Source organism: uncultured Lamprocystis sp., from assembly GCF_903933125.1.
GTDB lineage: Bacteria > Pseudomonadota > Gammaproteobacteria > Chromatiales > Chromatiaceae > Thiodictyon.
The window spans coordinates 1-19,305 of sequence record NZ_CAIZIZ010000148.1 but is presented as its reverse complement, the minus strand read 5'-3'; the positions used below and the strand labels follow the sequence as shown (position 1 = coordinate 19,305).

The following is a 19,305-nucleotide window of genomic DNA, read 5'->3' as shown; positions in this document are numbered from 1 at the left end:
ATGAGCAGCACCAGCGTTCGCGAGGGTAGTCTTGAAGCCCCGACTCGCCACGCCCTCGACTGGCAAAATCCGACCTTTTACGACGAATCCATTCTTTTCCATGAACTGGAGCGGATCTTTGACATCTGTCACGGATGTCGACGCTGCGTGAGTCTCTGTCAATCATTTCCTACCCTGTTCGATCTGGTCGATTCCTCAGCGTCGCAGGAGGTCGACGGTGTCGCGAAGCAGGATTACTGGCAGGTGGTGGACCACTGTTATCTCTGCGATCTCTGCTACATGACCAAGTGCCCCTACGTACCGCCGCACGAGTGGAACCTGGATTTTCCTCATTTGATGTTACGAGCCAAGGCGTACAAGTTCAAGCAGGGTGATGTGAAATTCCGCGACCGTGTGCTGACCAGTACGGACCGGGTGGGGACGCTCGCCGGAATCCCGGTGGTGAGTGGTTTGGTGAACGCGGCCAACAGGAATCCACTGGCGCGCAAGGCGCTGGAGGCAGTGTTGCAAGTCCACCAGGAGGCGCGAGTGCCGGAGTACCATAGCGAAACGCTGCGGAAAGCGGAACGGACACGCATCGGGAGCAACGCGACGGGCGAAGCGGCGGGCGCGACCACCGGCAAGGTGGCGCTGTTTGTCACCTGTTACGGCAACTATAACGAGCCAGGGGTGAACGCTGATCTGATCGCGGTCTTCGAACACAACGGCATCCCGGTCACCCTGGCGCGGCAGGAGCGCTGTTGCGGTATGCCCAAGCTGGAATTAGGTGACCTAGAAGCGGTCAAGGCCGCCAAGGAGTTCAACATCCCGGTGCTCAAAGGGCTGGTGGATGCGGGTTGGGACATCGTGGCGATGGTGCCATCCTGTGTGCTCATGTTCAAACAGGAACTCCCGCTCATGTTCCCGGATGACCCGGACGTCCAGGCGGTCAAGGAGGCCATGTATGATCCCTTCGAGTATCTGATGCTCCGGCATAAGCACGGCAAGCTGAATCTGGACTTCACGCACCCCTTGGGGAGCGTTGTCTATCAGGCATCCTGCCATCAACGGGTGCAGAACATCGGACAGAAAACCCGCGAGGTGCTGGCCCTGATACCAGAGACGACCGTGGAGATCATCGAGCGCTGCTCCGGGCACGACGGAACCTATGCGGTGAAGAAGGAGAGCTACGCGGCCGCGATGAAGATCGTAAAACCCGTTGCAACCCGGGTGGACAAGGCGGCCGCCGACCATTTCGGCAGCGATTGTCCGATGGCTGGTGCGCACATCGCCCATGCGCTTGGCCGGGACGGGCAACAGCAGCATCCCCTGCGCCTGTTGCGCCTGGCTTACGGCATTTGAAATCCGCGGCGGTTAGCCGGCCGCGTCCCGGCTGGTACGGGACCGCCGTCACCGCAATCGGAGACGACCATGCAGCTTCAGCGCGACGACCTCTACAGCCTCGAGCACTACGCCCGGATCCGTCCGGACTTTCGCGCCCGGGTGATGGCCCACAAGAAGCATCGTCAGGTGGCGATCGGTACTCACGCAACCCTGTATTTCGAAGATCGGCTGACCATCCAGTATCAGGTGCAGGAGATGCTGCGAGCCGAGCGTATCTTCGAGGCGGCCGGTATCCAGGACGAGTTGGACGCCTACAACCCGCTGATTCCGGACGGGAGCAACTGGAAGGCGACCTTCATGATCGAGTATGAGGACGCGGACGAGCGGCACGCGGCGCTGGCCCGCCTGCGCGGCATCGAGGATCGGGTCTGGGTCGAGGTGAACGGTTGCGAGCGCGTCTACGGCATTGCCGATGAGGATCTAGAGCGGGAAGACGCGACCAAGACCTCCGCGGTCCATTTCCTGCGTTTTGAACTCACGGCGCCGATGGCGGCAGCCATGAAGGCCGCGGCGGGGCTGACCCTCGGGATCGATCACCCGGATTACCGCGGCCAGGTCCAGACCGCTGCGGCCGTCCGGGATGCGTTGGCTGCGGACCTGGCCTGACCTTCGGGTCAGCCGCCGGCTTACTCCCGGTGCTCCGCACAGATTGCCGAGCGGGAGTGCATGGCAACCGTAGCAGGTGTAGCAGGGAGGCGTCATACCAGTGAACCCGATCTGGCCGCGTGCCTCACTTCGACTTGTACCAGCGGCTGCCCGTCCGGGTCGGCGATATGGACCGCGCACCCGATGCACGGATCGAAACTATGGATCGTGCGCAACACCTCCAGCGGCCGCGCGACATCGGCCAGCGTCAAGCCGACCAGAGCGCGCTCGTAGGGGCCTTCGATCGCGCCTGCATCACGCGGCCCGGCATTCCATTGGCTGGCGACGACGCATTGATAGTTCTCGATCTTGCCGGACCCCGGATCGATCGTCACCCAGTGCCCCAGGGCCCCGCGTGGGGCCTCCGTGAATCCGACACCGACGACCTTGGGCCAGGATGCAGGCTCCCGCAAGCGCGCAAACGTCTTGGGATTCCAATAGGGACCAGCCCGGCCTTTGTAATAGCCCTGGTACCAGACAGTCATCTGATCAGCAATGATCTTCGTCTCGAGCATCCGGCAAAAGATCCGGCCCAGGGTCGAATTGAGCTGCGCGAACGCTAACCCCACTCCCCCCGCGGATGCGGGGTTGGTCCAGTACTTCCGGACGTAGCCGCGCACCACGGCGTCGGTCGGCAGAGTGCCCCGCGCATGCATCGTCAGGATGTGCGCGAGCGGGCCGACCTCCATGGGTTGACCATTGTAACGGGGCGACTTGATCCAGGAGTATTTGTCACGCTCCTGAAGCATATAGCCCGATCCGCCCTCGGCCGCGGGTCCGGTATAGTTCAGTTCGGTCGTACCGACGGACGGGTGTACCCCCGTCGCCGATCCGCGATACCAGGCATGCGCGACGTTCTCGGTGACCAGGGCCGGATCGAAGGTGGCCAGCCGATCGCGGTTGCCGGCCCAGATCACCCCGCGTGGAAAGAGGTAGCCCGCCGGATAATCGCCGGCGCCGTCAGCGAACTCGGTCTTCACCAGCGTGGGTTCTGGAAACTCCCCATAACACAGAAAGTTCCCCGCCGTCGCACCGTAACCGGCCCACTCCGGATACCGCTTTGCCAGCAGCAGCACGTCCGGCAGGTAGACCTGGTCGACAAAGGCCTGCATCCTGGCAATCGCGGAGCGGATGACCGCAAACCCGGCGTTATTGAGCGAGGTCCCGCCGGCGTCTTCGCTGACGCGCCCGGGGTTGCTGCTCAGGGTGCAGGGCATCCCGCCGACCACCAGATTGGGGTGGGGGTCCTTGCCGCCGAAAACCGCATGCAGTTTCACCACGTCCCGCGCCCAGGCCAGAGCCTCGATGTAATGGGAGAGCAGCAGCAGATTCTCTTCCGCGGTGAGATGATAGGCGGGGTGACCCCAATAACCGTTTCCGAACAGTCCCAACTGCGTGCCGTCGCCCGCCGCGCTGGTGAGCCGGTTCAGGACCCCTTGGAAATAGGCGGCGTTCGGCAGTGCACCGCTGTCGGCCTTGAAACCGGGGTTGTTGTCCTTGGCCAGCCGGGCGGTCGCGGCCGGGTTTGCCTGCAAGGCGCTCGTGACGTCGACCCAGTCCAGGGCGTGCAGGTGGTAGAAATGCATGACGTGGTCATGGACGTATTGGGCGCCGATCATCATGTTGCGGATGTAGTCGGCATTGCGCGGCACCTTGATGCCGATGGCATGCTCTACGGCACGCACCGACGTGACACCATGGACCACGGTGCAGACCCCGCAGATCCGCTGGGTGAAGGCCCAGGCATCCCGCGGATCGCGGCCCCGCAGGATGCGCTCGACGCCCCGCACCATCGTCGCCGCACATAGCCCCGGCCGGCGGATCACGCCGCCGCCGCGTCCGTCAGGCTCGGCAAAGGCCTGGATACGCAAGTGGCCCTCGATACGGGTTACAGGATCGATAATTACATTGGGCGCGGTTGCCATGGTCGGTCTCCTGGGTTAGCCGGACGAGTGGATCGGGTGTACGAATGCGGCGGGCGCGCGGCAGGGGTCTCAGTCGTCATCGTCGTCCTCATCATCATCCTCATGGCCATGGCCCCAGGTGCCCTCCGTTCTTCCCCTTTGCTCCGGTCCTTCGTTGATGGGGTCCGTCGCGCTGCTGTTGTGGCCCAAGGGTACATAAAAGCCCTTGGTGCCTCCGGTATTGACGCGATCCCAGAAATCCGGCTCGGTACAGCCAATACACCCGTGTCCCGACATCATGGGAAAGCTGGTGCCCTGGTTCCAGCCGATCCTGGCACAGGCGCTATGGGTGACCGGCCCTTTGCAGCCGAGCTTGATCAGACAGCCGCCCGCCCGGGCATGCGCATCGTCGAATGACCGGGCATGGGGTCCGTCCTCGAACGATTCTTCGCGATAACACCCTTCATGCACGCTGCGGCCATAAAACATCGTTGGCCGATTGAGCGCGTCGAGTGCCGGTTTGCCGCGGGCCAGGTAGTACAGGATGACTCCGGTCAATACCTCCGGGATCGGCGGGCAGCCGGGAACGTTGATGAGATCCTTCTTTATTCCCAGTTGTCGCAGCAGGGCGCCGACCGACACCGCGCCGGTTGGGTTGGGATCCGCCTTCGGTAGTCCGCCGAAGCTGGCACAGGTGCCCGCGGCGATGATCAGGCGCGCGCTTTCGGCCGCCTCCCGGAAGCGCACCACCCCGTTTTTTTCACCGCTGACAAAGTAGCCGCGGTTCCCCTGCGCCGGGATCGACCCGTCGATGAGCAGCACATAGCCCGATCGGTTCGTGGCACTGCGCAGCTGTTGTTCGGCCTGATCGCCGGAGGCGGCCATCAGGGTTTGCTGGAAGTCCAGGGAGACCAGGTTGAGAATCAAATTCTCGATGGTTCCACCGCCCTGAAAGGGGAAAGAATTCACCATGGATTCCAGACAGCCGGTGCATTCCTGAAACGACAGGTAAACCACGGACGGTCTGGTGCGCGCGGTCGCCGCAGCGGCCAGGCCGGGCACCATGGACTGCGGCAAGGCCATCAGGGATGCGAGCCCAGCGCAATAGGACAGAAAGCGCCGTCGGCTGATGCCAAGTTCGAGCAGTCGGTCCGCGGTCGCATCGTCGAGCATGACGTCCTGGTCGAGCTGCGTACCCGACCGCGGCGCCGAGGTTAGGGAACGGAGATTCATGGTCGCGTCACCTCTCATATGGCTGGTTACTGGCCCGGTCGGCGCACTCAAGGCGGACCGCAATCTCGCTTGATCCTTGTGTAATCAACTCGACAGCAGGTCCAAGAAGGGATCATGCGCATTCAGCGAGGTCCGCGAAATGGGCGGGGCGCGCTGTTACGCCAATGCTTTGCGATGCCGCATCAGGAAGCGCGCCAAGGACACGTAAGCCAGGAGCAGGCCCGTGACCGCCAGGACGGTGCCGGCCGCCCGCAGCACCGCATCCGGCCGCGCGTCGGCCACGAAGGCATGGGTACCAATCATCATGAGCATTGCGGTCATGAATAATATCCCCTTGATCTTGCTCAGCTTGTCGGCCGCTATGACAAGACTGTTAGAGGCGGCCAAGGCCCTCATGGTATCCATCATGTATTCCCGTATCAGCATCAATATGCCGAGATAAAAAAACAGCATGTCGATGCCTACCCCGATGAAGAGAAACGTGGATATAATGACGATCTTATCGACCATAATATCCAGGAAAACGCCTTGCTTGCTCACCTGTTGCAGGCGGCGCGCCGCCTGACCATCGACGATATCCAGGATCGTCGCGACGAATATCAGCACGAACGCCGTCTGCCACCAGTTCAAGGTCATGAAGACAAAGCTGATCAATGCGATCACCAGCCGGGCCGCCGTGATCCGGCTGGCGACCGTGAGACCGGCGTCATTCTTCGGCCAGTCAGGCGCCGCCGCGGCAGCCGGTCGTTCATTGACCACGCCCGGCTCCGGCATCCGCCCGACCGCGATCTGTGCATCTGCGCTCATTGAACCTCACACTACGAGTCAGCCGGCGTGAACGATCGACCGCGCAGTCGTGATCCGGACGCTACAGAGCAGGAGTCGCGGCCGCATCGATCAGGACTTGGGTACAGCCTAGCACTGAGCAGTTCGCGGCAACCTGAGAGACCCTGTCAGCAAACGTTCAGCCGCGGAGTCACTCCGTCCGCTGGCTATCTGTCGGCGCGCGGTCGTCGTTGCCCGTGCTGTTATCGTCGGTTGGTACGGGTATTGCATTCTGTCGCCTTGGCGACGCTGGCAGCATTCGTGGCGCTTGCACAAGCAGGGAGCGAAGATGGCCCGTGTGAGGCATCGCCAGCGTCTATGCCGGCAGTCATCGGGTGGGCAGAGAAGGTGCGCCTCACCGCACTGGGTATAGAACAGTCGGCGCGCATGGATACCGGCGCCAGCCTCGGCGCGATTGATGCCACTATTATGAGAATCAGCGGAAGCGATACGCCAGGAACACCCGAACGCGTCGTATTTTCCATTGCCGACGGCGATGGCGGGACCGTCGTCGTGCAACGTGATATCGTCGATTGGATCAGGATCAAGAACAAAGGCGCAGCCGGTACAACGCTGCGGCCGGTGGTCATGATGGAGATCTGTCTCGCCGGCAAGACGATCACCGATCGCATGACGTTGGCCGAACGTCAGGCATTTTCATACCCGATCCTGGTCGGCCGCAATTTTCTCCGGGCCGGGCGGTTCTTGGTCGATTCGGATGCGCGTGACACGCACGCTCCGGACTGCCGGGGTTCAGCAGAATTCTGACAGTCACCATTGCGAGGAGGAAAGGCCGCGCTGTAAACCATTGCTCCCGTTGACCCATTACCCCCCGCACCATCAGCATGGGATAGGAAATCCAACTGCACGGCGGCTGGGGGACCGGCCTTGACCATCATTGCGGCCAACTCCGCCGCACCGATCAAAACCAGGAGAAGTTGACTCCGGTACTGGTCGATGAACTTGAGCCAAAGCAAACACGGCGGCGAAGTGGCATTCCCCTGGGTGCGTCACACCGGAAACCCTGGGAAAATGGGCCGCGCCGGGGCTCCGGGATCACTCCACCGCATAGACCTCCATGACGGCGTACTCCGGATCCTCCGCGCCCTGGTCATAGACAAAAATCAGCGGTTTTGCGGCAGCGGCGATCGTCTCGTGCGCTGCCGCGCAACTGCTGCCGAGGCGCACCGATCCATCCGGCGCCCATTGCACGTTGCGACTGCGCGACATGCGCACGTCCGCGTACCAGTCATCCTTGCGCCCTGACTGCGGACCGTTCCACTGGGCATCCTTCGCGCGTGTACCGCCTTGCCAGACGTCCACTGCCTCACCAACGCGATAGCCGTGTGACCAGATTGCTTTGAACTCCTTCGGCGCCTTGTCGTCGCCGCAGATCTTATTCGGGTTTGTCGTGATGCTGACTTTGGATGCGATGTCGACCATGACCCAATCGGACTTGGCCTCCTTGACCTCTCCTTTGTTCTGGGCCAACTTCACGACCACCGGCTGACCAGCCAGTTGCAGCAGCTTCGGCCAACTGTCGGCGCTGGCAGAGAAGTTGATCGCGGTGTCCCCAGCCAGGCAGGTGGCCTCCACGGATTTCTCAGCACTGCTAAACCAGCCCTCGTTGGCGCCCTTGAATGAGGTCTTCGCCAGGGTGCAGTTCAAGATGCGCGCGACCGGCGCCGAACCGGCCAGCGCGACCCCGGCGTTGTCGAAGGTACCGGCCAGGGCACGGCGGAGGTCAGGAACAAGGCGGACGCGGCTGTTGTAGAAAGCTTCATCACGAAACTCCTTGTCGCGGTGTGTGACCGCGAATAATAGTGGACTCGGTTACGGGACGATTTCGTGCAAATCCAAGACAGCGCTTGGACAGCGCAACCAAAGCCCAGGCTAAAACACCGCGCCTGAGCGCCTGCTGAGCGGGGTTGTCAGCCTATTATCAGGAAGAGACTCAGGCGCGTTTATCGCCATTGATCATAGCACGCACCAGATTCTCTCGGTGCTGGAAGCTCGCGACCGCCACCCCGAGCAGGTGCAGGGGGACCAGGCACAGGGTGGCGTAGGCGATCAGCTCGTGGACCTCCTTCAAGCCATGGACGCTCTGTGCGGCCAGTCCAGAGAGTGTCGTCAGAACAAGTCCCGCGATGAGGGCGACGGCCATGGCCCCGCCGGTCGGGTTATGGCCCAAGTAGCGGGCCGGGTGCCCGCGCAGGACGTCCCCGAGATAGGCCTTGATGACGCGGGGTCCGCGCACGAAGTCCCACCACCGGGCGTGCTTCGGCCCGATCACCCCCCACACCAGGCGGGCGGCAATCAGCCCCATGACGACATAGCCGACGAAGACGTGCAGCCCCTCGATCGCGTCTCCGGTCAGGAAGGCGATCAGCACGGCAACGGCCAGGCTCCAGTGGAAAAAGCGCAAGAACGGGTCCCAGACCCGCACCCGCTCGGGGCTAGCGACGCGCGCGACCGGGCGGGTCGCAAGGTCACCGTGCTGGACAACGGCAGTGCTTGTGTTGGTCATGATGCCATCTCCTCAAAGGTGGGTGGTAGCCATTGCCTCAAACGACTATGAGAACGTCACGCACCCGCTCCAACTGCCCGCGCACCTCCGACGCGAGTTCGGCGATCTCCGGCTTGTCAACGAGTTGCAAGACCGCTTGCGGATCCATAACGGCGACGACGATGCTGCCGTCCGCCGCTTCCCGCACAATCACGTTGCACGGCAACAGCAACCCGATGTCGGGTTCCGCCTCTAAGGCCCGGTTGGCCAGGGGTGGATTGCAGGCGCCGAGGATGCGGTAGGGTCGCCGCTCGACGCCCAGCTTGGCCTTGAGTGTGGCCTGGATATCGATGTCGGTCAGGACGCCGAAACCCTCGCTTTTCAGGGCCTCGGTGACCCGGGTAACGGCCTGGTCGAAGGGGGTATGCAGGGTCGTGGAAAATCCGTACATTAGGGGTCGAGCCTCTTGCGACTGTGGAATTGGGGCGCCAGATTCGCTCCGGCGTGGGTAGGGCGTGGCGCACGGCGCCGCAGCTGCGCTATACAATTCGAGAATCAAGGATGGCGCCAGCAGCGATCACTTGAGCATCCACCGCGCCTTGATCGCCGGTTGCACGTCAATGTGTCGCACTTTGCCTTCGCTGCCGTACCGCAGCCCTAATCGACAGTCTACTGGCGGAGGGCGGGGGCGTCCGTACGTTGACACACCGATGGTACCCTCTGGAAAGTTCCGAAAACCCAGTTAATATTAGATAAGACAGATTCACATGGAGATGTAACGTGACAACTTGTACGACGATGCGGTCGGCGGTCATCCTGTCCGCTGGCTTGTTCCTGGCGGGTACCCTGATGCTCGCCTTCGCCGAGTGCACCGGGCTGGCTGTGCCCGCCAGTCAGATCGCACTGCTGCTGGTGCTGGGGGCGGCCGTCACCCTGGTGGTCGCCGTGCTGATCGCACTCTGGCCGGGCAACGCCCGACGCCTGACGGAGTGTCTGCATTAGGCGATCTCTGGCAAAGCATCGACCATCCGGCTCCCGGCCGGTCACTCTTCCGCCATCATCCGACCGGCCATGCCCGGAGCCAGACCAAACTCCTCCTCGATCATCCGATTCCAGGCGTCACGCTTAAAGGTGCTTTCGTCGGGAACCGGCCGGTGGACCAGATTATAGTGGCAGTCGACGCAGGTCTTGCCCGCGGTCTCCTCCCGGTGGATCGCAGCGGTATCGGCGCGTTTGCCTTGGATCGCCTCCATGGTGTGACAGCGCTTGCAAGTGGCCGAGTCACGGCTGCGGAACCAGGCGCGCGCGGCGAAAGCGGACTCCGGCAATCGCAGGGCATTGACCACCGGATCGTCATCGTCTGCCCCGAACCACTGCTTGAGCAAATCCTTGCCGCCGATCAGGTGATCCCAGGTGGCTGCCAACAGGCCGGGCGAGACATGGCAGTCGCCACAGGAGGCGCGGACCCCCGATGCCGAGTTGTAGTGTGCGGAGCGCTGGTAAGCGGTCTCGGCATAGATCATGGAGTGGCACGCGGTGCAGAAGGCATTGCGGCTGGTAAAGCGATCGAATTCGAGCAGAAATCCAGCGAAGAGGACCCCGCCGATACCTCCGACCACCAGCGCGATCAGGACGTGCCGGGTGATGAAAACCGGGATGCCCAGGCGGGTCATCAGGGGGCCTCCGATGCGCTGCTGCCGAGGATTGGATTGCCCGCGGCCGGATCGGTCAGCCACTGATGATGGTCACCGGTCAGGTGGGCCTCCACCAATTCGGCTGACCGGTCACCGGCCGCCGCCCGCGCCGCGGGCAGAAAACGACTATAAAAATTGCGCCCCACCAGATACATCCCCTCCCACCAGGTATGGTTCGGGCTGGCCATGGCCGCGCCGTGACGGGCGCGGGCGCCCTCGTCGTGCCAGAGTTCCCAATAGGTGAACTCGATCGGCTCGTCGAAGGGCAGCGGGGTCAGCAAACCCTGGGCGTAGAGTCCGGCCATGATCGCCTGCGCGGGCTGGGCGAACTTGCCGTTGAACAGGTCCACCACGGCGTCGAACTGCTTCATGAAGGCGTCGGTGAAAAGTTTGCCATGGCATTCCTGGCAGACCATGGACATCGCCTGACGGCGGCGCTCCGGCGTCCCCACCGACTTGACTTTGCCGAGCGTGCCGTCGGCCTTGGTGATCTCGGCCCCGCGCTTGGGGACCGGTGCGCTCGCCGGTAACTCGAGCTTGCCGCCGTCCTCCAGCACGACGAGCAGTTGCCGTTGCGACACCGGGCTGTTGAGGCTCCAGGCATTACGTAGACCAACATCATGGGTGGCCGGGAGTTTGCCGGCGGCGCCCATGTGGCAGGTGACGCAGGTGGGGGCGGCCGTATAGTCGCGGCCGGCGACCCATTCCGGCGCATCCAGATTCATGCGGTCACGCTGGGAGGCATAGAGCATCCCATGCTTCGAGGCTTCGTAGATCTCTTTGTCGGGCGAATCCGGACCCGCGTGGCAGCGCACGCAAGCTTGCGGTTCGCGCGCTTGAGCCTTGGAGAACAGGTGCCGGCCGTGACAGGCCGAGCAGGACCCCTTGGATCCGTCGGGGTTGACGCGTCCGATTCCGGAGTTGGGCCAGGTCGCCGCGTCCAGGCTGCCGTCGCCGCGCACCTTGACCAACGAACCGTGGCACTGGTCGCAGCCCGCCGCCTGGACCGCGGGGCCGGTCAGGTTCTGCGCCAGGGCGGGCACCCGATCCTTGATGATGGCATAGGCTTCCGCGTGGACCGAGCCTTGTTGTTCCTCGAACTCCTGGGTATGGCAGCGCCCGCAATCCTTGGGTGAGACGATGGTGGCGATCACTTGACCCTCGTGCTCGCGGGCATCCGCATCGGCCGCGGTCGCCTGATGGCAGTCCATGCAATTCACGCCGGCCCGCTGATGGGCGCTCGCTTGCCACTGCGCCGCCAGGCCGCTCGACGCCTTCAGATGACAACTCACGCAGGCCTCACCCGCCGGGTGCCCCCATTGGCCTGGATCGAGGGCGACCTTGGCCGCGTCAGCGGGACTCAACCACAAGACGATGAGTATTGAGAATGCAATGCCGTGGCACCCTGTGTCACTAACTAATCGATAAGTATTTCTGAAATTCATTATTTTCTTAATTACTTTTTCTTAGCCTTCGGGCGTTGCCGAGAATCTCCTGCCGGTGCGTCGTCGAGCGTACGACCAGACGTGATTTTTCTGTTGACCAGGGTCTTTTCCATTGCCAACATCCGCGGCCAACAAGAACCGCGCTGAATCATCCCCGCAGCACCCACTGGTGACAAGGGTTGATGCAGCCCTAACGACCGATGAGGAGTGACATCCCGATGCGTATTTTCGGTACCAATCGCGATCTGGCCCGGACGCTGCTGCTGGCCCTGGCCTGCATCGGCGGCCCTGCCGCACTGTCCGCTGCCGACCAGCAAACCCCGATCCACCAGGTCTCGGCGGAGGTCTGCAAGGATTGCCATCAGGAGATATACCGCCAGTGGCAGGGATCAATGCATGCCAAGAGTACAGCCCTCAGCGACCCGATCCACGGGACTTTTTACCGCCAGGAAGTTGGCGATCCCCAGGCCGAAGGGCAGGTTCACCAGAAGACGAAGACCTTTCCGGTCTGTCTCTCCTGTCATGCTCCCAATGCCGCCCGCGACAAGACCACCAAGCTCGATGCCATGCCGGCCTATAGCGAGGGGGTGAACTGTGTGGCCTGCCATACCATCGCGGGCTTCAAGGGCGTCAAAGGCGAGGACGGCAAACTGCGTCTGGGGCTCGCGGCCTACACGTTGAGCGATACACTTCAAGGACCCGCCGGCTTCCCGCGCGGGCTGCAAAAACTCAGTGCCGGCGGCGACCTGTTCGGCGGAGCCGTCGGTGACGGTACCGACCAAAAACCCAACCCGCACCTGGGTGAGCCGGTCGAGTTCCGCGGTCAACCGGTACCGGCCCTGCCGCTGGAGGCCAACGCCGTTCAATTCAAGACCTCCGATGCGTGCATGGGCTGCCACGACCAGCGCAACAATCCCCAGGGCGTCCCGCTCTGTCAGACCGGCAACGAGTATCTGGAGGGTGCCTCGAAAGTCGTTTGCCAATCCTGCCATATGCCGGTCGCGGGCGGCATCTCGGACCACACCATGGGCGGCGGTCACAACGCCGGCATGCTCAAGCGCAGTGTCGTGTTCACCCTGACCACCGATGCGGCGGACGGCAAGGTCAAGACCAAGGTCCGGTTGCAGAACCTGCAGCCGCATTCCATGCCCACCGGCGCGCCGTTTCGCAATCTGTACCTGAAGCTTGCCGCCTATGACGCGGCCGGGAACCTGGTGTGGCAGAACGCCGAAGGCCATCCATCCAAAGGTGATCCCAAAGCCTATTTCTCCTACAACATGGTCGACGATAAGGGCATGCCGGCGCCCCCCCCGACCGCGACCAAGGCCGGTGACGACACCCGCCTCAAGCCGCATGAGGTGCGCGAGTTGAGCTATCAGATTCCGGCCAAGGGGGTGGTGTTGGTGCGCGGTGAGCTGTACTACAACCTGCTGTGGCCGGCCCTGGCTGAGAAGTTCACCAATCTGCCGGAGGAGTTGCGGTCTCCGGTCTTGATCGGCGTCGCCGAGAGCGCGGTGGCCGCCCGCTGAACGGGCCTTGATCATCGTGCCGGCCACCAAGTCTTGGGGGGTGCGATGAGCTTGCGAACCGCACCACCTACTCGCGGTGCGGTTCATTCCTGACACTGGTAGCGAATTCACTAACCCATTGAAGAAAAGCGCCTACCAATTCTTCTTTCAACGGGTTACGTTTCGCCACCCGTGTCCGTACCTCACCGCACCCTACGCGCTTGAGCCTGGGAGCCGGATCAAGGGTTTTTCACGAAAACACGGAAGAAAGAGAAGAAATCCTCTCACAAAGACACAAAGTTCGAGAAGCCTTATCCTGACTTCTTATCTCTCTTTTCTTCTTCGTGTCTTCGCGTCTTTGTGAGAGCATCTTCTTTTAAGGCTCGCTCAGAACCCGCTGGTGATCGGGTAGCGCCGATCGCGGCCGAAAGCCCGTCGGGAAATCCGCACCCCCGGCGGAGCCTGACGGCGCTTATATTCGTTGCGGTCCACCAGGCGCACGACGCGGCGTACCTCAGCCGCAGCGAAGCCTTGGGCAACGATTGAGTCTACGCTCTGGTCTTCCTCGATATAGAGCCGCAGGATCGGGTCCAGGATTTCGTAGGGAGGCAGGCTGTCCTGATCGGTCTGATCCGGACGCAGTTCCGCCGAGGGCGCGCGGGTCAGCACCCGCTCCGGGATGATCGGGGCCAGCCCGTTGCGGTACTGCGCGAGCCGATAGACCAGGGTCTTGGGCACGTCCTTGATGGGGGCGAAACCGCCGGCCATGTCGCCGTAGAGGGTGGCATAGCCGACCGACATTTCGCTTTTGTTACCGGTGGTGAGCAGGATGCGGCCGTGTTTGTTGCTGAGCGCCATCAGGATGACGCCGCGACAGCGGGCCTGGATATTCTCTTCCGTGACGTCGGGGGCGCGATCACCGAACGCGGGTTTGAGCATGGCGAGAAAGCTGTCGAAGGCCGGCCCGATGGGGATCGTACAGGTCCGGACTCCCAGCCTGCGGGCCTGCTCCAGGGCGTCCTCATTGCTCATGTCCGCGGTGTAGCGCGACGGCATCAGGACCGCTTCCACCTGGTCCGCCCCCAGGGCGTCGACCGCGATGGCCAGGGTCAGGGCCGAGTCGACTCCGCCGGAGAGGCCGAGTACGGCGCCGCTGAATCCGTTTTTTCGCACATAGTCGCGCACGCCGAGCACCAGGGCGCTGTAGATCGCCGCCTCGTCTTGCGCCGACGCCGTAGGGACCGCGCCCTGTCCAGGCGCAGCAGCCTCGCAGAGCGTGCCGTCCGCGGCCAGGTCGACCAGGAGTGCGTGCTCCTGAAACTGGGGTGACCGGGCCTGGACCCGACCCGCCCGATCGACCACAAATGAGCCCCCGTCGAACACCAGCTCATCCTGGCCGCCAACCAGATTGGCATAGAGAATGGTCAGTCCATGGGTGCCGGCACGGCGGGCGACCAGGGCCTCACGCTCGGCCTGCTTGCCGGCATGGAAGGGTGAGGCATTGATGTTGATCAGCACCTGGGCCCCGGCCGCGGCGGCTGCCGCCGTCGGTGCCTGACGCCAGATGTCCTCGCAGACGCTCAGACCCAGGCGTAACCCGCGGTGCTCGAAGACCACCGCCGACGTGCCCGGCTGGAAATAGCGCTTCTCGTCGAAGACGCTGTAGTTGGGCAATTCCTGTTTGGCGTACTCGGTCACCAGGGCGCCGTCACGGATCACCCCGGCGGCGTTGATCAATCCGTCGGGCGCGGCCCGCGGATAACCCAGCACCAGGGTGATGCCGGGGGTCTCGGCACAGACCCGGGCCAGGGCGGCATCGACCCGCTCGAGCAGTTCCGGACGTAGCAGCAAATCCTCCGGCGGGTAGCCGGTCAGCGTCAGTTCAGGAAATACCACTAAATCCGCGCCGGCGCCCCGCGCCTCGTGCGCGGCGGTGATAACGCGCTGCGCATTGCCCGGCACGTCGCCGACCAGGAGGTTCAATTGTGCGATCTGAATACGACAAGCCACCTCGGCCCTCCGGTTTGCGGCTGCGCTGCGCTGATCCACCCTAAGCACTCCCGAGCAATTGCGCCATGCGCGCGCCCATTTGGGCTGGTGAGCGCACCGTCGTCACCCCGGCCGCCTCCAGGGCGGCGAATTTGTCTTCCGCGGTGCCCTTCCCGCCGGTGACGATGGCGCCCGCGTGGCCCATCCGTTTGCCGGCCGGGGCCGTGACGCCGGCGATGTAGGCGACCACCGGCTTGGTCATGTGCGCCTGGATATACTCGGCCGCCGCCTCCTCTGCCCCACCGCCGATCTCGCCCACGAGGATGACTCCCTCGGTACCCGGATCGGCCTCGAACAAGGCCAGACAGGCGACGAAGTCCAGTCCCTGGATGGGGTCGCCGCCGATGCCGATACAGGTGCTTTGACCCAAACCGGCATTGGTGACCTGAAAGACCGCCTCATAGGTCAGGGTACCCGAACGGGAGATGATGCCGACCCGGCCGGGGGTGTGGATATGGCCCGGCATGATGCCGATCTTGCACTCGCCCGGGGTGATGACGCCCGGACAATTGGGGCCGATCAGGATCGCCGGGTGGCCCGCCAGCGCGGCCTTGACCCGCAGCATATCCAGTACCGGGATGCCTTCGGTGATACAGACGATGACGCGAATGCCGGCATCCGCGGCTTCCAGGATGGCGTCTGCCGCGTAGGCGGCCGGGACATAGATCATGGTGGCGTCCGCCCCGGTCGCGCTGACCGCGTCGTGGACGGTGTCGAAGACCGGCCGATCCAGGTGACGCTGCCCGCCCTTGCCGGGGGTGACGCCGCCGACCAGGCGAGTGCCGTAGGCGATCGCCTGCGCACTGTGGAAGGTACCCTGCTGGCCGGTGAAGCCCTGGCAAATGACCCGGGTTTCTTTGTCGATCAGAACGCTCATAGTTTCAGTCTCTCAACCGGCCAAGGCCGCGGCCGCGACCACCTTGTCCGCCGCCTCGCTCAGATTGGCCGCGGTGATCACCGCCAACCCACTCTGTGCTAGCAATGCCAGGCCCGCAGGCGCGTTGGTCCCCTCAAGTCGCACCACTACCGGGACACCGACCCCAACCTCGCGCACCGCCTGGATGATGCCTTCGGCGATCAGATCGCAGCGGACGATCCCGCCGAAGATATTCACCAGCACCGCCCGCACCCTGGGGTCGGACAGGATCAGTTTGAAGGCCTCCGCGACCCGCGCCGCCGTGGCCCCGCCGCCCACATCCAGGAAATTGGCCGGCGCCCCGCCGTGTAGCTGCACCAAATCCATGGTTGCCATCGCCAAACCAGCCCCGTTGACCATGCAGCCGATGTTGCCGTCAAGGCTGATATAGCTCAGTTCGTGCGCCTTCGCCTGGGCCTCGCGCGCGTCTTCCTGGCTGGGGTCGCGCCAGGCTTCCAAGTCGGGCTGGCGGGCCAGGGCGTTGTCATCCAGGTTGATCTTGGCATCTAGGGCAATCAGATCACCGGACGCGGTAATGACCAGGGGATTGATCTCCACCAAGCTCGCATCGCAGTCCATGAACAGCCGGTAAAGACCGCCCATCAAGCCGCTCAGTGCCTTGATCTGCTGGCTGTTCAGGCCCAATCCGAAGCCCAGCCGACGCACCTGGAAGGGTTGCAGCCCGGTGGCCGGATGGATGCGAATCGACAGAATCTGCTCGGGGGTCTGTGCCGCCACGGCCTCAATGTCCATGCCTCCCGCCTGGGATGCCATGAACAAGACCGCCGCGGAGGCGCGATCCACCAGCGCGCTCAGGTAAAGCTCCCGAGCGATGGCCGTGGGCTCCTCGATCAGCAGGGTCCCGATGGGCAGTCCCGCGGGGCCGCTCTGGCGGGTGACCAGGCGGGTGCCGAGCAACCGCTGCGCCGCGGCCGCGGCCTCTTCGGGGCTGTCCACCAGCACGACCCCGCCGGCCTTGCCGCGGCCACCGGCATGGATTTGGGCTTTGACCACCCAGCGGGTACCGCCCAGCGTACGGCACGCCGCCGCCGCGTCCGCCGACGTCGACACGGTCACACCACGCGGGACCGGAATGTGGTATTTCTGGAACAGGTGTTTGGATTGGTATTCGTGCAGATTCATGGATGCTCGGGCGGAATCCTGGCGGCCTGATGGTCGGTGATGGTCGGATTCGTCCTATTCTGATCGAATTCCCGACACGCTGCCAAAGAAGCCGCCTCCACGCAGAGCCGGCCCCGCGTGTGACGAACCAAATGCACTGATCCGACGCACGGCGATCAATGCGCGTTCCGCGTTTCGTCGTCCTGTTGCCTGGGACGCACTCGGCCCCGGCGCGGGAAGTCCACTGCTGCGAGAGTCTATGCCATGGCCAGTGACAAAAGTCCGGATTCAGGCACGCCGAGCGTCGGGACGGAACTGCCCGATGCGCGGCCTGTTGCCAAAATGCCCGCGCGCTTCCCCACCTGGGAGTCGCTGCGCTGGCTGTTTCTGTTCCGTCTGCTGATAGTGGTGGGGCTGGTGCTCGTGTTCTCCCCCGCGGTGGATGATCCGCTGATCGCGCGGGTCGATACGGCCTTGGCCTGGCGCATCCTGGTGGTCTACGCGGTCCTGGTACTGGCCAGCGGGCTCATCCTGTACGCCCGGTGGCCCAGCCGGGAGAATCAGGTGTACCTGGCGATCTTTATCGACCTTGTCGTGTTCACCCTGGTGATGCACGCGGGCGGCGGCGTCGGCAGCGGTCTCGGCGTTCTGCTGGCCGTTGCCGTCGCCGCGGCCGCGCTGCTGATGGAGGGTCGGTTCGCACTGCTGTACGCCGCCTTCGCGACGGTGGCGGTCATGACCGAACAGACCTACGTGCTGCTGCGGGGCGAGGCGCCATACGCCGAGTTTACCCAGGCCGGGCTGCTCGGCGTCGTGTTCTTTGCCCTGGCCTTGCTGGCCCATGTGCTCTATCGCCGCGTCCGTGCGATGGAAGAACTGGTCGCCCGCCGCAAAGTCGACATTGACGACCTGTCCAAACTCAATGCCTTCATCATCCAAGATATGGGCATCGGCGTGATGGTGGTGGACGGTGAGCGTCGGGTGCGGCTGATGAACCAGTCGGCCCGCGATCTGACCAATGTCGCTGGAGACCACCCTGGGACCACGCTGAAGGCGATGTGCCCGGAGTTGGACGTCTGGCTGGCGGAGCGGGTGCGTCCGACCGCGCCCCAGGGTGGAATCATTCGGGTCGGCGATCGGGACATCAAGCCCACCCGCCAACTGCTCGGCGACTACCGCGCCGCTGGCGTGCTGCTCTATCTGCGCGATCAACAGGAACTGGTGAAGGAGGCCCAGCAGATCAAGCTGGCATCGTTGGGAACGCTGACCGCCAGTATCGCCCACAATATTCGCAACCCCTTGAGCGCGATCTCCCACGCCGGTCAACTGCTGGCGGAGACCCGGGGTCTGTCGCCGGATGACCGCCACCTGCTCGATATCATCCGTCGCAACAGCGGGCGGATCGACGAGATCATCCGTAGTGTCCTGCAACTGTCGCGCCGCAATCAGGTGGAATTGCAGCTGACCGAACTGGTCGCCTGGCTGGAGACCTTCTGCGACGAATTCCGGGAATCCCACGGTCTGCCTGAGACCCGTTTCCTGCTGGAGTTCGAATCACCGCCTATTTCAGTCGAGGTCGACCCGCGGCATCTGCATCAGATCATCGCCAACCTGTGCGAGAACGCCCTGTTGCACGGCGGGCAACCGGATCAGCCCGCGCAGATCCTGGTACGGGTCGGACGTGGCCAGGCTGCGGGGCGCGCCTTGGTGGAAGTGACCGACGATGGCCCCGGCATTGACGAGGCGTCCGCCCGCGACATCTTCAACCCATTTTTCACCACCAAGGCCAGCGGCACCGGTCTCGGACTCTACATTGCCCGCGAACTGGCGGAGACCAACGGCATCCGGCTCCAGTATGAACGCCGACACCCCAGGGGCAGCTGTTTCCGGCTCGTGTTTGCCTAAGGCCATGAGCCATGCAAGGCTTCCGGCCGCAGCAGTTCCAAATTTGGGTGGCCGCCGCCGACCGCGTCCCGTCGGCAAGGCTGCTGGTGGATGCGCTGCGCTTATCCACCCTACAAAACCGGCTCCGCTGTAGGGTGGATAAGGCGCGCCGCTCGGTGTCAGGGATCCGG

At 63.6% G+C, this 19,305-nt stretch carries 17 protein-coding genes; 6 read left to right on the top strand and 11 right to left on the bottom strand.

Annotated elements, in window-relative coordinates:
* Together QZY03_RS07310 and QZY03_RS07305 are read left to right on the top strand one after the other, a co-directional pair.
* Positions 1 to 1,341 carry a heterodisulfide reductase-related iron-sulfur binding cluster gene (locus tag QZY03_RS07310; RefSeq protein ID WP_295579631.1) on the top strand — a complete coding sequence of 447 codons (1,341 nt, stop codon included), beginning with the start codon at positions 1 to 3 and terminating at the stop codon, positions 1,339 to 1,341.
* Between the two features lie 69 nt (positions 1,342 to 1,410).
* Entirely contained in the window at positions 1,411 to 1,989 is a 579-nt protein-coding gene (locus QZY03_RS07305; protein WP_295579629.1) for a DUF3501 family protein, read from the top strand.
* 92 nt (positions 1,990 to 2,081) lie between these two features.
* Here the strand turns inward: QZY03_RS07305 and QZY03_RS07300 are convergent, their stop codons facing one another.
* From QZY03_RS07300 to QZY03_RS07290, 3 genes are all read right to left on the bottom strand, one after another.
* Entirely contained in the window at positions 2,082 to 3,953 is a 1,872-nt protein-coding gene (locus QZY03_RS07300; RefSeq protein WP_295579627.1) for a nickel-dependent hydrogenase large subunit, read from the bottom strand.
* Between the two features lie 69 nt (positions 3,954 to 4,022).
* Positions 4,023 to 5,165: a hydrogenase small subunit gene (locus QZY03_RS07295; RefSeq protein ID WP_295579626.1), complete on the bottom strand. Its 1,143-nt coding sequence runs from the start codon at positions 5,163 to 5,165 to the stop codon at positions 4,023 to 4,025.
* A 156-nt stretch (positions 5,166 to 5,321) separates the two neighbouring features.
* Entirely contained in the window at positions 5,322 to 5,924 is a 603-nt protein-coding gene (locus QZY03_RS07290) for a CDP-alcohol phosphatidyltransferase family protein (protein ID WP_295579624.1), read from the bottom strand.
* 384 nt (positions 5,925 to 6,308) lie between these two features.
* On the opposite strand from QZY03_RS07290, the gene QZY03_RS07285 reads away from it, so the two are divergent.
* A complete protein-coding gene (locus QZY03_RS07285) occupies positions 6,309 to 6,758 on the top strand; it encodes a RimK/LysX family protein (protein ID WP_295579623.1) in 450 nt (149 codons plus the stop codon).
* 288 nt (positions 6,759 to 7,046) lie between these two features.
* Here QZY03_RS07285 and QZY03_RS07280 read toward each other — a convergent pair whose 3' ends face one another.
* From QZY03_RS07280 to QZY03_RS07270, 3 genes are all read right to left on the bottom strand, one after another.
* Positions 7,047 to 7,586: a hypothetical protein gene (locus tag QZY03_RS07280; protein ID WP_295579621.1), complete on the bottom strand. Its 540-nt coding sequence runs from the start codon at positions 7,584 to 7,586 to the stop codon at positions 7,047 to 7,049.
* Between the two features lie 358 nt (positions 7,587 to 7,944).
* Positions 7,945 to 8,517, bottom strand: a complete 573-nt coding sequence (locus tag QZY03_RS07275) for a cytochrome b/b6 domain-containing protein (protein ID WP_295579619.1) — start codon at positions 8,515 to 8,517, stop codon at positions 7,945 to 7,947.
* 37 nt (positions 8,518 to 8,554) lie between these two features.
* Positions 8,555 to 8,947, bottom strand: a complete 393-nt coding sequence (locus QZY03_RS07270) for a DUF302 domain-containing protein (RefSeq protein ID WP_295579617.1) — start codon at positions 8,945 to 8,947, stop codon at positions 8,555 to 8,557.
* Between the two features lie 329 nt (positions 8,948 to 9,276).
* Between QZY03_RS07270 and QZY03_RS07265 the strand changes: the two genes are divergently transcribed.
* A complete protein-coding gene (locus tag QZY03_RS07265) occupies positions 9,277 to 9,498 on the top strand; it encodes a hypothetical protein (RefSeq protein ID WP_295579615.1) in 222 nt (73 codons plus the stop codon).
* Between the two features lie 41 nt (positions 9,499 to 9,539).
* Here the strand turns inward: QZY03_RS07265 and QZY03_RS07260 are convergent, their stop codons facing one another.
* Both QZY03_RS07260 and QZY03_RS07255 read right to left on the bottom strand, forming a co-directional pair.
* Positions 9,540 to 10,169, bottom strand: a complete 630-nt coding sequence (locus QZY03_RS07260; protein ID WP_295579613.1) for a NapC/NirT family cytochrome c — start codon at positions 10,167 to 10,169, stop codon at positions 9,540 to 9,542.
* Complete coding sequence (locus tag QZY03_RS07255) at positions 10,169 to 11,554, bottom strand: multiheme c-type cytochrome (protein WP_295579610.1); 1,386 nt, start codon at positions 11,552 to 11,554, stop codon at positions 10,169 to 10,171. The genes QZY03_RS07260 and QZY03_RS07255 overlap by 1 nt, the downstream gene beginning before the upstream one ends.
* A 299-nt stretch (positions 11,555 to 11,853) precedes the next feature.
* Between QZY03_RS07255 and QZY03_RS07250 the strand changes: the two genes are divergently transcribed.
* Positions 11,854 to 13,164, top strand: coding sequence for a cytochrome c family protein (locus QZY03_RS07250; RefSeq protein WP_295579608.1), 1,311 nt, complete (start codon positions 11,854 to 11,856; stop codon positions 13,162 to 13,164).
* Positions 13,165 to 13,530: 366 nt separating this feature from the next.
* Here the strand turns inward: QZY03_RS07250 and QZY03_RS07245 are convergent, their stop codons facing one another.
* The 3 genes from QZY03_RS07245 to sucC are packed head-to-tail and all read right to left on the bottom strand — an operon-like array spanning position 13,531 to position 17,251.
* Positions 13,531 to 15,153, bottom strand: a complete 1,623-nt coding sequence (locus QZY03_RS07245; RefSeq protein ID WP_295579606.1) for an NAD+ synthase — start codon at positions 15,151 to 15,153, stop codon at positions 13,531 to 13,533.
* Positions 15,154 to 15,193: 40 nt separating this feature from the next.
* Positions 15,194 to 16,069, bottom strand: coding sequence for a succinate--CoA ligase subunit alpha (gene sucD, locus QZY03_RS07240; RefSeq protein WP_295579604.1), 876 nt, complete (start codon positions 16,067 to 16,069; stop codon positions 15,194 to 15,196).
* 12 nt (positions 16,070 to 16,081) lie between these two features.
* Positions 16,082 to 17,251 (bottom strand): ADP-forming succinate--CoA ligase subunit beta, encoded by a 1,170-nt coding sequence (gene sucC, locus QZY03_RS07235; protein WP_295579602.1) that lies wholly within the window; start codon positions 17,249 to 17,251, stop codon positions 16,082 to 16,084.
* A gap of 243 nt (positions 17,252 to 17,494) precedes the next feature.
* On the opposite strand from sucC, the gene QZY03_RS07230 reads away from it, so the two are divergent.
* Positions 17,495 to 19,135, top strand: a complete 1,641-nt coding sequence (locus tag QZY03_RS07230; protein WP_295579600.1) for an ATP-binding protein — start codon at positions 17,495 to 17,497, stop codon at positions 19,133 to 19,135.
* The last annotated feature ends 170 nt before the right edge of the window (positions 19,136 to 19,305 follow it).